The sequence below is a fragment of the Propioniciclava coleopterorum genome, from assembly GCF_011393335.1.
GTDB classification, from domain to species: Bacteria; Actinomycetota; Actinomycetes; order Propionibacteriales; family Propionibacteriaceae; genus Propioniciclava; species Propioniciclava coleopterorum.
Map to the genome: position 1 here is coordinate 2,865,482 of NZ_CP049865.1, position 11,400 is coordinate 2,876,881.

Here is an 11,400-nt window from a genome sequence, read left to right on the forward strand (position 1 = left end):
GCGTCCGGGTCAGCCGCGCAGCAGCGGCAGCAGATCCGCCACCGAGTCGAGGACGCGCGAGGGCCGGTAGGGGAACGCGTCCACCTCGCCGGCGTCGGTGGAGCCGGTCAGCACGAGCACGGTGTGCAGGCCCGCCTCCATGCCGGCGACGATGTCGGTGCCCATCGTGTCCCCGATCATGCCGGTGTGTTCGGAGTGCGCCTGGATCTGGTTCATCCCCGAGCGCATCATCATCGGGTTGGGCTTGCCCACCACGTAGGGCCTGCGTCCGGTCGCCGCGGTGATCATGGCGGCGAACGCGCCGGTCGCCGGGACGATGCCGTCGGCCGCCGGGCCGCTGGTGTCGGGGTTGGTCGACACGAACCGCGCCCCGGCGAGGATGAGCCGCATCGCCTTGGTGATCTGCTCGTACGACAGCCCCCGGGTCTCGCCCAGGACGACGAACTCGGGGTCGATGTCGGTCAGGACGAACCCGGCCTCGTGCAGGGCGGTGGTCAGGCCCGCCTCGCCCAGGACGTAGGCCGTCTTGAGCCCGCTCTGGTTCTTCAGGAACGCGGCCGTCGCCATCGCCGACGTCCAGATGTTCTCCTCCGGCACCCGCAGCCCCGCCCGCCGCAGCCGCGCCGACAGGTCCCGGGGCGTCTGCACCGAGTCGTTGGTGATGACGAGGTAGCGGATGTCGTGTTCGGTCCAGAACTCGATCAGCTCCCGGGCGCCGGGGATGGGGCGGTCGCCGTGGACGAGGACGCCGTCCTTGTCGGTGAGCCAGCAGGTCAGATCCTTGGGATCGCGCATGGCTCCAGCATGCGCCATGCGGCGTCCGGGCGCGACCGAATCCCACCCTAGGATGGGGCGCATGCTGAGAGTCGCCGTGCTGGGAGCGAAGGGGCGCATGGGCGCCGAAGTGTGCCGCGCCGTGGAGGCCGCCGAGGACCTCGAGCTGGTCGCGGCGCTGGATGCCGGGGACGACCTGACGCCCGCGCAGGCGGCCGACGTCGCGGTCGACTTCACCGTCCCCGACGCCGTGATGGCGAACCTGGAGTGGTGCGCCGCCCACGGCGTCCACGCGGTGGTGGGGACGACCGGGTTCACCCCGGAGAAGCTGGAGCGGGTCCGCGAGCTGTTCGACGGGACGCCGGCGCACGCCATCGTCGCGTCCAACTACTCCATCGGGTCGCTGCTGATGATGAAGTTCTCCGAGCTGGCGGCGCCCTTCTTCGAGTCGGTCGAGATCATCGAACTCCACCACCCCAACAAGGTCGACGCCCCCTCCGGCACCGCCGCCACGACCGCCCGGGCGATCGCCGCTGCCCGCCGCGCCGCCGGGCTGGGCCCGACCCCGGACGCGACCACCGAGGAGACCGACGGGGCCCGCGGCGCGGACATCGACGGCATCCGCGTCCACTCGGTGCGCCAGCGCGGGCTGTTCGCCAACCAGGAGGTGCGCTTCGGCAACGAGGGCGAGCAACTCGTCATCGCCGAGAACGGCTTCGACCGGTCGTCCTACATGCCCGGCGTGCTGGCGGCGATCCGCGCGGTGCCGGACCAGCCCGGCCTGACCGTGGGCATCGAGTCGCTCCTGGGGTTGTGATGCGCGCGCTGGGCAAGTTCCTCGCCGGCCTGCTGATCTTCCTGCTGGCCCTCGTCGTGCTGATCGTCGGGGCGGTCTTCGTCGCCGACGGCATGATCCGCGACGAGGTGGAGCAGCGCGCGGCGCGCGCGCTCCAGTCGGGGCTCGGGCTGGGGAGCCCCCCGAGGTCACCGTCGAGGGCTACCCGGTCGCGTGGAACGTGCTCACGACGTCCTTCCCCGCGGTGCGGGTGCAGGGCGACGCCATGAACGTCCGGCTCGAGCGCGGCGGGACCGTCCTGCTGACCGACCTCGACCTCACGTTCCGCGACGTGAAGCTCACCGGCAACGCCGTGCGGGCCGCGACGGCGGAGGGTGGGGCGCGGCTGGGGTACGCCGACCTGGGCGCGATGGCCGGCGTCCAGGCGAAATCGGCCGGCGGCGACCAGGTCACCTTCACCAGCGAGGCGAACGTGTTCGGCGCCCGGGTCCCCATCGGCGTGACCGGACGCCTCACCGTCGACCCCGCCGCCCAGACGGTGGCGGTGACGCAGAGCGAGATCAACGTCGCGGGCGTCGCGGTCCCCAGGCAGGTGAGCCAGCCCGTGGTGGACGCGATGCTCAAGCCGGTCGCGGTGCCCCTGCCCTACGGGCTGCGCCTCGAGGCCATGACGCCGGACGCCGACGGCGTGGCCGCCCGGGTCGGAGGCACCGACGTCTCGTTCCCGATGACGCGCTAGGGTCGCCGCCCGCGGGGAGGGCCCGCGCCCCGGATCGAGGGTCAGGACTCCAGGATCGTGTGCGGCGCCCGCTCGGCGGGCCGCACGGGCCCCGGCGGCGTCCCATCCCCGAAGGGCGAACCGCCCAGCGAGCCGCGGTCGTGGTCGGTGAGCCACCCGGACAGGTCGGGACCCTTCGGCACGATCTGCAGCGGGTTCAGGTCGGAGTGCACGACGTAGTAGTGCTGCTTGATCTGCTCGAAGTCGACGGTGTCGCCGAACCCGGGCGTCTGGAACAGGTCGCGGGCGTACCCCCATAGCGCCGGCATCTCGATGAGCTTGTTGCGGTTGGTCTTGAAGTGGTTGTGGTACACCGCGTCGAAGCGCACCAGGGTGGTGAACAGCCGCACGTCGGCCTCGGTGATGTGCTCGCCCATCAGGTAGCGCCGCGTCGTGAGCCGCTCCTCGACCCAGTCCAGCGCCGCGAACAGCCGATCGTAGGCGGCGTCGTAGGACTCCTGCGTCCCGGCGAAGCCACAGCGGTACACCCCGTTGTTGATCTCGGTGTAGACGCGCCGCATCACCTGGTCCATCTCGTCGCGCAGCGCCTCGGGGTAGAGGTCGGGCGCGCCGGGGCGGTGGAAGTCCTTCCACTCGGTGGCGAAGTCGAGCGTGATCTGCGCGAAGTCGTTGGTGACGACCGCGCCGGTCGTCGTGTCCACGATCGCCGGCACGGTGATGCCGCGCGGGTACTGCGGGTCGCGGGCGAGATAGGCGTCCTTGAGCTTATGGATGCCGAGCACCGGGTCGACGCCGCCGGGGTCGAGGTCGAACGTCCACGAGTCGGCGTCGTGGGTGGGACCCGGCAGGCCCAGGCTCAGGGCGTCCTCCAGCCCCAGCAGCCGGCGGTCGATGATGGCCCGGTTCGCCCACGGGCAGGCCCGGGCGGCGATCAGGCGGTAGCGGCCGGGCTCGATGGCGACGGCGTCCTCGCCGGGGGCCACCGCCCGCTTGAGTCGGGTGGGGAGGTAGCGGGTGTCGCGCGCGTACTCCTTGCCCTTGCTGGAGTACACCCCGCCCGTGCTGTGTTCGGCCTGCTCACTCATGGGTCCACCGTCTCACGGGGCGCAAGCCCTTCTCACAGGTGGTTGACCACGGTGCGGGCGGTCTGCTCGTCGATGACGAGGTCGGTGGCGACGCCGGCGCGCAGCGCCCCGAGGATCGCGCGGGCGCGCAACGGATCCGAGGCCACGCAGATCCGCCGCGGGACGCGCGCGAGTTCGGCCGGGGTCAGCCCCGTGGCCCGCTGGTTCGCCGCGATGTCGGCGTAGGTGCCGTCCTCGCGGAGCAGGACGGTGCAGATGTCGCCCACCACGCGGTCGGCCAACAACCGCTCGCGCTCGGCGTCGTCGAGGTAGCCGGCCGCGTAGACGTGGGAGGGGATCGACCCCGAGAGGGAGCCGACGCCGAAGACGGCCACGTCGAGCCATTGCTGGAGCGCGAGCACGTACTGCACCGACCGCTCGCGCCACATGGCGCGCTTGGTCTCGACGAAGTCGAAGAACGCCGGGACGGGGAACAGGATCACCTCGGAGTCGAAGGCGTCCCCGATGGACTGCAGGATCTCGCCGATGTAGGGCACCCCGCTCGACCGGGGGTTCGCGCCGCCGTTCATCTGCACCACCACGCTGTCCACCAGGGGACGCCGCGGCAGGTGCCGGGAGAGGTTGGCGATGGTCACGCCCCACGCCACCCCGATGATCTGATGGTCGGCCACGATCTCGGCCAGCAGGCTGGCCGCGCGCTGCGCGACCTGGTCCATCCGGGTGGCCAGCGGGGCCGTCGCCCGGCCCGGAACCAGGTGCACCCGGACGCCGAACGCCCTTGCCAGGCCGTCCACGAGGGGGGAGCGGGAGCCCAGGTCGTCGGCGATGGTGATCCGCACCACCCCCTGCTCGCGGGCCTCCGACAGCAGACGCGAGACCGTCGAGCGGGACACCCCCATGTCGCGGGCGATCGACTCCATCTTCTCGCCCTGCACGTAGTAGTGCGTCGCCGCCCGGTACATGTCCTCGGTGCGCCCGTTCATGATCCCTCCCCGTCCGTGCACGTTTGTTCAGAAGGGTGACACGATCGTGCAGCGTGGGCAAGATGAGCACGTCTACTAGTCGTCGTGCACCAAAGGAGCCGAGCATGACCATCCCAGCACTGAACCCCCAGCAGCGTGAAGAGCATCTGGCCACCCTCGCGGAGGAGACGTTCGACATCCTGGTGATCGGCGGCGGGGTGACCGGTGCGGGCACGGCCCTCGACGCCGCGACCCGCGGCCTCAAGACCGCCCTGGTGGAGGCCCAGGACTACGCCTCCGGCACCTCCAGCCGCTCCAGCCGGCTGGTGCACGGCGGCCTGCGCTACCTGTACAACCTGGACTTCGCGCTGGTCGCCGAGGCGCTGAAGGAGCGTGGCCTGCTGATCAGCAAGCTCGCCCCCCACCTCGTGAAGGCGCAGCCGTTCCTGTGGCCGCTGAAGACCCCGGTGATCGAGCGCACCTACTCCGCGGTCGGCGTCGGGCTGTACGACGCGCTGGCCGTCATCGGCGCCGGAATGCACAAGACCGTCCCGTTGCAGAAGCACCTCTCCAAGAAGGGCGCGATGCAGCGCTTCGCCGACGTGCGGCCCGACGCGTTGGTCGGCGCGATCGAGTTCTACGACGCCCGCGTCGACGACGCCCGCCTGGTGATCAACCTGACCCGCAGCGCGGTGCGCTACGGCGCCACCACGGCGTCGCGCACCGCCGTCGTCGGCCTGCTGCAGGGCGCCGACGGCCGGGTCACGGGCGCCAAGGTCCGCGACATGGAGACGGGCCGGGAGTTCGACGTCAAGGCCAAGGCCGTCATCGGCGCGACCGGCGTGTGGACCGAGGACACCCAGTCCATGGCCACGACGCGCGCGGGCCTGAAGGTGCTGGCCAGCAAGGGCATCCACATCGTCGTGCCGCGCGACCGGATCAAGGCCGAGGCCGGCATGTTCCTGCGCACCGAGAAGTCGGTCCTGTTCATCATCCCGTGGCAGCACTACTGGGTCATCGGCACCACCGACACCGCCTGGCACGAGCAGCTCGAGCACCCGGTGCCGACGGCCGCGGACATCGACTACGTGCTGGAGCACGCCAACGCCGTCCTGGACGCCAAGCTCACCCGCGACGACATCATCGGCACCTACGCCGGCCTGCGCCCGCTGCTGCAGCCCGTCGGGCAGGACGAGGCCAAGTCGGCCAAGGTCTCCCGCGAGCACACGACGCTCGAGGCGGCCCCCGGCCTGGTCAGCATCGCCGGCGGCAAGCTCACCACCTACCGCGTGATGGCCAAGGACGCCGTCGACGTCGCGCTGGGCAAGCAGCGCGCCGCCGAGACCCCGTCGATCACCGACAACGTGCCGCTGCTGGGCGCCGACGGCTACTCCGCCGTCGTCCGCCGCCGCGACGAGATCGCCAAGAAGTACGGCTGGTCCACCGGGCAGGTCGACCACCTGCTCGACACCTACGGCTCCGAGATCGACGCGCTGCTGGCGCTCATCGACGAGGACCCCGACCTCGGCCGGCAGCTCAAGGCCTGCGACTGGTACGTCCGCGCGGAGGTCGCGTTCGCGTGCCGCTACGAAGGCGCCCTGCATCTGGAGGACATCCTGATCCAGCGCGTCCGCCTCAACTCCTCCACGCCCGACCGGGGCGCGTCCGCCGTGGACGAGGTGGCCGAGATCGCCGCCCCGCTCCTGGGCTGGGACGCCGACCGGACGACCGCCGAGAAGGAGAACTACCGAGCCCGCGCAGCCGCAGAGTTGGCTGCTCAGGAACAGACCACGGACGCCGAGGCGTCCAAGGTCAGGACGGAAGCCCCCGACATGGTGCCGTCCACCCTCTGACCCCCAGGTCGGGCACCGGCGCCCACAAGCGCCGGTGCCCGGGTCCCAAAAAAAACAGGCGCCCACCCGACCGGGGGGCCCCGACCAGGCACAAGGCTGTGCCGGAAAGTGAGAAACGCGTGTCTCTCGCAACCATCTTCCTCTCCGAAACCGTGGGGACGGCGATGCTGCTCCTCCTCGGTGGCGGTGTGGTCGCCAACAACATCCTCCCCAAGAACAAGGGAAACGGCACCGGCTTCCTGATGGTGAACTGGGGCTGGGGTCTGGCGGTCTTCGCCGGCGTCCTCGTCTCCTACAAGTCCGGCGGTCACCTGAACCCCGCCGTGACCCTCGGCATCGCGTCCTCGGGCGCCAAGGAGTTCGTGCCGGGCATCCCGGTCGGCTTCGCCTCCATCGCGACCTACATCGGCGCGCAGTTCCTCGGGGCCTTCATCGGCGCCGTCCTGTGCTGGCTGGCGTACAAGAAGCAGTTCGACACCGAGGCCCCGGCCGCCCTCAAGCTGGGCGTCTTCTCGACCGGCCCCGAGGTCCGCAACTACGTGTGGAACGTCGTGACTGAGGCCATCGGCACCTTCGTGCTGGTCTTCGTCGTGCTCGCCGTCGGCAAGTTCACCGGCCAGAACCCGACCCCCGTGGCCAACCTCGGCTGGCTCGGCGCCCTCGGCGTCGCGCTCCTGATCGTCGGCATCGGCGCGTCGCTGGGTGGTCCCACCGGCTACGCCATCAACCCCGCCCGTGACCTCGGCCCGCGCATCGCGCACGCCGTGCTCCCGATCCCGGGCAAGGGCGCGTCCGACTGGGCCTACTCCTGGGTCCCCGTCGTCGGCCCGATCCTCGGCGGTGTCCTCGCCGGTCTGCTGAGCAACGTCCTGCTGCCCTGATCCCATCCGGGTGCGGCCGGGTGTCCCGGCCGCACCCACTCTCCGTGACTCAACACAACGAGGTGGAAGGAAACACCCAATGACTGAGAAGTTCGTTATCGCGATCGACCAGGGCACGACGAGCACCCGCGCCATCGTGTTCAACCACGGCGGCCAGATCGTCGGCGTGGGCCAGAAGGAGCACGAGCAGATCTTCCCGCGCGCCGGCTGGGTCGAGCACGACCCCAAGGAGATCTGGGACAACACCCGCGAGGTCGTCGGGATCGCCCTGGCGCACGCGAACGTGAGCAAGGACAAGATCGTCGCCGTCGGCATCACCAACCAGCGCGAGACCGCGATGGTGTGGGACAAGAACACCGGCGAGCCCGTCTACAACGCGATCGTCTGGCAGGACACCCGGACCGACAAGATCTGCAAGGAACTGGCCCAGGGCGACGACGACCGCTACAAGGCGAAGGTGGGCCTGCCGCTGGCGACCTACTTCTCCGGCCCGAAGGTCAAGTGGATCCTCGACAACGTCGAGGGCGCCCGCGAGCGCGCCGAGGCCGGCGACCTGGTCATGGGCAACATGGACACCTGGGTGCTGTGGAACCTCACCGGCGGCGTCAACGGCGGCGTGCACGTCACCGACGTCACCAACGCGTCCCGCACCATGCTGATGGACCTCGACACCCTGAGCTGGGACGAGGGGATCGCGGGTGAGATGGGCATCCCCATGTCCATGCTGCCTGAGATCAAGTCCTCCTCCGAGGTGTACGGCGTGGTCCGTCCCGAGGGCTCCCTCAGCGGCATCCCCGTCGCGGGCATCCTGGGCGACCAGCAGGCCGCGACGTTCGGCCAGGCGGCGTTCGAGGTCGGCATGGCCAAGAACACCTACGGCACCGGCTGCTTCATGCTGATGAACACCGGCGAGGAGAAGGTCCCGAGCAAGAACGGCCTGCTCACCACCGTGTGCTACAAGATCGGCGACAACAAGCCGATCTACGCGCTGGAGGGTTCCATCGCGGTCACCGGCTCGCTGGTGCAGTGGCTGCGCGACAACCTGAAGATGTTCGAGTCCGCCCCGAGATCGAGGAACTCGCCGCCACGGTCGAGGACAACGGCGGGACGTACTTCGTGCCCGCGTTCTCCGGCCTGTTCGCCCCGTACTGGCGCTCCGACGCCCGCGGCGCGATCGTCGGCCTGACCCGGTTCGTCAACCGCGGCCACATCGCCCGCGCCGTCCTGGAGGCCACGGCCTACCAGACGCGCGAGGTGCTGGACGCCATGGAGGCCGACTCCGGCGTCAAGCTGGCCGAGCTCAAGGTCGACGGCGGCATGACCGCCAACGACACGCTGATGCAGTTCCAGGCCGACCAGCTCGGCGTGGACGTCGTCCGTCCCGTGGTCGCCGAGACCACGGCGCTGGGCGCCGCGTACGCCGCGGGCATCGCGGTGGGCTTCTGGAACGGCGAGCAGGACGTCATCGACAACTGGGCCGAGGACAAGCGCTGGACGCCCGAGGTCGATGAGGCCGAGCGCGATCGCCTGTACCGCAACTGGAAGAAGGCCGTCACGAAGACCTTCGACTGGGTGGACGACGACGTGAACTGACCTCCCCGGTCGGGAAGGGGAGGGGCGTGACGGTCTGGGGCCGTCACGCCCCTCTTTCGCGTCCGGACCCGGCGGCACCGTGCCGCCGGAAGGGAGCGTCTCAGGCCAGCGCGGTGTGGAACCGCAGCATCTTCACCGGCGCGGCGTCCTCGTCGGTGCCGACCGCCTGGTGGGCGCCGTCGGCCGCCCAGCCCGAGGACTCCAGCAGGGCGCGCAGCCGGTCGTCGTTCGAGCGCACCCACCAGGTGGCCCGCGAGAAGCTGTCGGCGCGCAGGGTGTCGGCCACGGCGTTGAGCAGCCGGGACCCGTGCCCCTGGTTCTGGGCCGGCGGGTCGATGATGAACTCGCCCACCAGGCCGTCGGCGGCCGGGTCGGCGTCCGGGTCGTCGGAGGGGCCCACCGCGGCGAACCCCACGGGACGGCCGTCCTCCACGGCGACCAGGACGCGCAGCTTGGCCAGGGGCGGGCGCGCGATCGCCGTCTCCCAGGACTGCGTCATGGTCGCGAGGTCCAGATGGCCCAGGATGCTGCGCGCCACGTCGCCGGGGAACTGCTGCTCCCAGCTGCGGCGTTGGATGGCCGCGAGGCGCTCGGCCTCCGAGGGGAGGGCGAGGCGGCAGGAATCGGGCGTGCGGGGAGCGTCGTTCACGCGGGTCATCCTAACCGTGTCGGGGCCGACCGCTATGGTGAGCATCGTGCGAGAACCCCTTCAGACCCCACCGAAACTGCGCCCCGACACGCTGCGGATCACGCCGCTCGGCGGCCTGGGCGACGTGGGCCGCAACAGCGCCAGCTTCGAGATCAACGATGAATTGATGATCCTCGACTGCGGTGTGCTGTTCCCCGACGAGAACCACCCCGGCGTCGACCTGATCCTGCCCGGGCTGCACCTGCTCGACGACCGGCTCGACGCCATCAAGGCCCTCGTGCTGACCCACGGCCACGAGGACCACATCGGCGCGGTGCCGTACCTGCTGCGGCGGCGCCCCGACATCCCGGTGCTGGGCAGCAAGCTGACCCTGGCGTTCGTGCGCGAGAAGCTCAAGGAGCACCGCATCCGCAACGCCGACCTGCGCGAGATGGAGGCCGGCTCGCGCACGAAGATCGGCGAGTTCGACCTCGAGTTCCTGGCGGTCAACCACTCCATCCCCGACGCCCTGGCCGTGCTGCTGCGCACCAAGGCCGGCTCGGTGCTGCACACCGGCGACTTCAAGATGGATCAGCTGCCGCTGGACGGCCGCCTCACCGACCTGCGCGGGTTCGCCCGCGCCGGCGAGGAGGGGCTCGACCTGTTCATGGTCGACTCCACCAACGCCGAGACCCCCGGGTTCACCACCCACGAGAAGGACATCCAGCCGGCCATGGAGCGGGTGTTCTCCCACTCCAAGGGCCGCCTGATCGTCGCCTGCTTCGCCTCGCACGTCCACCGCGTGCAGCAGGTGATGGACGAGGCCGTCAAGGCCGGCCGCAAGGTGGTCTACGTCGGCCGTTCCATGGTGAAGAACATGACGATCGCGGCGCAGCTGGGCTACCTCAAGGTGCCGGGCAACACCCTCATCGCGCTCGACGACATCGACAAGTACGCCCCGAGGACGTCGTCATCATCTCGACCGGCTCCCAGGGCGAGCCGCTGAGCGCGCTGAGCAGGATCGCCAACCACGAGCATCCGGTCATCACGGCCGGCCCCGGCGACGTGGTGCTGCTGGCCAGCTCGCTGATCCCGGGCAACGAGAACTCGGTCTACCGGGTCATCAACGGCCTGACCAAGAACGGCGTCAAGGTCGTGCACAAGGGCAACGCCATGGTGCACGTCTCGGGGCACGCCAGCTCGGGCGAGCTGCTGTACTGCTACAACCTGGTGCAGCCGAGGAACGTGATGCCGGTCCACGGCGAGGTCCGCCACCTGGTGGCCAACGCCGAGCTGGCCATCGCCACCGGCGTCCCGCGCGAGAACACGGTGGTCGTCGAGGACGGCACGGTCGTCGACCTGCGCGACGGCCGGGTGAAGATCGTCGGACGCGTCGAGTGCGGCTACGTCTTCGTGGACGGCTCGACGGTGGACGCCGTGGGCGACGCCGAGCTCGACGAGCGCCGCATCCTGGGCGAGGAGGGCTTCATCTCGGCGATCGCGGTGGTCAACCTGCACAGCGGCGAGCTGGTCGAGGGTCCGATCATCACCGCCCGCGGCTTCTTCGACGAGGACAACATCTTCGACAGGATCACCGACGAGGTCGCCCAGGCGCTGCGCGACGCCCTCGCCGACGGCGCGGAGGACACCTACCAACTCCAGCAGGTGATGCGTCGCCGACTGGGGCGCTGGGTGAGCAAGCGCTACCGCGCGCGCCCGATGATCGTGCCGGTGGTGTTGTCGACCTGAGTTTTTGTTTGGGTGCCGAGTCGGTTAGTATGGTTCGGTTCCGATTTCGAGCTCGACGCGTGATGTCTCGCGCGGGCTGGATTCCCATCACTGAGGAGATAGTGCCATGGCCGCCGTGTGCGACGTCTGCGCCAAGAAGCCGACCTTCGGCCATAACGTGCCCTGGTCCAAGAAGAAGACCAACCGTCGTTGGAACCCGAACATCCAGTCCGTGCGCGCGTCCGTCAACGGCGGCACCAAGCGCATGAACGTCTGCGCGTCCTGCCTCAAGGCCGGCAAGATCGCCCGCTGACCCTCGGGTTCGCCCGCTGAAGACCCGCTCCGGCGGGTCTTTCGCATG

The 11,400-nt window shown here is 70.2% G+C and carries 10 protein-coding genes and 2 pseudogenes; 8 read left to right on the forward strand and 4 right to left on the reverse strand.

Going from position 1 to position 11,400, the window contains the following annotated elements; genetic code table 11:
* Positions 1 to 9: 9 nt before the first annotated feature.
* A complete protein-coding gene (locus tag G7070_RS13630) occupies positions 10 to 795 on the reverse strand; it encodes an HAD-IIA family hydrolase (RefSeq protein WP_206079802.1) in 786 nt (261 codons plus the stop codon).
* A 61-nt stretch (positions 796 to 856) separates the two neighbouring features.
* On the opposite strand from G7070_RS13630, the gene dapB reads away from it, so the two are divergent.
* Genes dapB through G7070_RS13645 form a run of 3 tightly spaced genes read left to right on the forward strand, consistent with a single transcriptional unit; the run spans position 857 to position 2,309 of the window.
* Positions 857 to 1,591: a 4-hydroxy-tetrahydrodipicolinate reductase gene (gene dapB / locus G7070_RS13635; protein WP_166234187.1), complete on the forward strand. Its 735-nt coding sequence runs from the start codon at positions 857 to 859 to the stop codon at positions 1,589 to 1,591.
* Positions 1,588 to 1,839 (forward strand): hypothetical protein, encoded by a 252-nt coding sequence (locus G7070_RS13640; RefSeq protein WP_166234188.1) that lies wholly within the window; start codon positions 1,588 to 1,590, stop codon positions 1,837 to 1,839. The genes dapB and G7070_RS13640 overlap by 4 nt, the downstream gene beginning before the upstream one ends.
* On the forward strand, positions 1,791 to 2,309 hold the full coding sequence (locus G7070_RS13645; RefSeq protein ID WP_246227126.1) for an LmeA family phospholipid-binding protein: 519 nt from the start codon (positions 1,791 to 1,793) through the stop codon (positions 2,307 to 2,309). The genes G7070_RS13640 and G7070_RS13645 overlap by 49 nt, the downstream gene beginning before the upstream one ends.
* 41 nt (positions 2,310 to 2,350) lie before the next feature.
* Here G7070_RS13645 and G7070_RS13650 read toward each other — a convergent pair whose 3' ends face one another.
* Positions 2,351 to 3,394, reverse strand: a complete 1,044-nt coding sequence (locus G7070_RS13650; protein ID WP_166234189.1) for a glutathione S-transferase family protein — start codon at positions 3,392 to 3,394, stop codon at positions 2,351 to 2,353.
* 32 nt (positions 3,395 to 3,426) lie between these two features.
* Positions 3,427 to 4,377 carry a sugar-binding transcriptional regulator gene (locus G7070_RS13655; protein ID WP_166234190.1) on the reverse strand — a complete coding sequence of 317 codons (951 nt, stop codon included), beginning with the start codon at positions 4,375 to 4,377 and terminating at the stop codon, positions 3,427 to 3,429.
* 104 nt (positions 4,378 to 4,481) lie between these two features.
* Here G7070_RS13655 and G7070_RS13660 point away from each other — a divergent pair, with 104 nt between their 5' ends.
* The 3 genes and pseudogenes from G7070_RS13660 (at position 4,482) to glpK (ending at position 8,683) form a co-directional block, all read left to right on the forward strand.
* The gene (locus G7070_RS13660; protein ID WP_166234191.1) at positions 4,482 to 6,209 is read left to right on the forward strand and encodes a glycerol-3-phosphate dehydrogenase/oxidase; all 1,728 of its coding nucleotides are present in this window, start codon (positions 4,482 to 4,484) and stop codon (positions 6,207 to 6,209) included.
* Positions 6,210 to 6,373: 164 nt separating this feature from the next.
* Positions 6,374 to 7,090, forward strand: coding sequence for an MIP/aquaporin family protein (locus G7070_RS13665; protein WP_246228006.1), 717 nt, complete (start codon positions 6,374 to 6,376; stop codon positions 7,088 to 7,090).
* Positions 7,091 to 7,169: 79 nt separating this feature from the next.
* Positions 7,170 to 8,683, forward strand: a pseudogene (gene glpK / locus G7070_RS13670) (glycerol kinase GlpK).
* Between the two features lie 100 nt (positions 8,684 to 8,783).
* Here the strand turns inward: glpK and G7070_RS13675 are convergent.
* Positions 8,784 to 9,332: a GNAT family N-acetyltransferase gene (locus tag G7070_RS13675; RefSeq protein ID WP_246227127.1), complete on the reverse strand. Its 549-nt coding sequence runs from the start codon at positions 9,330 to 9,332 to the stop codon at positions 8,784 to 8,786.
* Positions 9,333 to 9,366: 34 nt separating this feature from the next.
* Here G7070_RS13675 and G7070_RS13680 point away from each other — a divergent pair.
* Together G7070_RS13680 and rpmB are read left to right on the forward strand one after the other, a co-directional pair.
* Positions 9,367 to 11,060 (forward strand): annotated as a pseudogene (locus tag G7070_RS13680) (ribonuclease J).
* 106 nt (positions 11,061 to 11,166) lie between these two features.
* The gene (gene rpmB, locus G7070_RS13685) at positions 11,167 to 11,352 is read left to right on the forward strand and encodes a 50S ribosomal protein L28 (protein WP_166234194.1); all 186 of its coding nucleotides are present in this window, start codon (positions 11,167 to 11,169) and stop codon (positions 11,350 to 11,352) included.
* The last annotated feature ends 48 nt before the right edge of the window (positions 11,353 to 11,400 follow it).

What these genes read in the sequence shown, in the direction of transcription:
- dapB (WP_166234187.1), top strand. Translation starts at nt 857, where the DNA reads ATGCTGAGAGTCGCCGTGCTGGGAGCGAAGGGGCGCATGGGCGCCGAA.
- G7070_RS13665 (WP_246228006.1), top strand. Translation starts at nt 6,374, where the DNA reads ATGCTGCTCCTCCTCGGTGGCGGTGTGGTCGCCAACAACATCCTCCCC.
- G7070_RS13650 (WP_166234189.1), bottom strand. Translation starts at nt 3,394, where the DNA reads ATGAGTGAGCAGGCCGAACACAGCACGGGCGGGGTGTACTCCAGCAAG.
- rpmB (WP_166234194.1), top strand. Translation starts at nt 11,167, where the DNA reads ATGGCCGCCGTGTGCGACGTCTGCGCCAAGAAGCCGACCTTCGGCCAT.
- G7070_RS13660 (WP_166234191.1), top strand. Translation starts at nt 4,482, where the DNA reads ATGACCATCCCAGCACTGAACCCCCAGCAGCGTGAAGAGCATCTGGCC.
- G7070_RS13655 (WP_166234190.1), bottom strand. Translation starts at nt 4,377, where the DNA reads ATGAACGGGCGCACCGAGGACATGTACCGGGCGGCGACGCACTACTAC.
- G7070_RS13630 (WP_206079802.1), bottom strand. Translation starts at nt 795, where the DNA reads ATGCGCGATCCCAAGGATCTGACCTGCTGGCTCACCGACAAGGACGGC.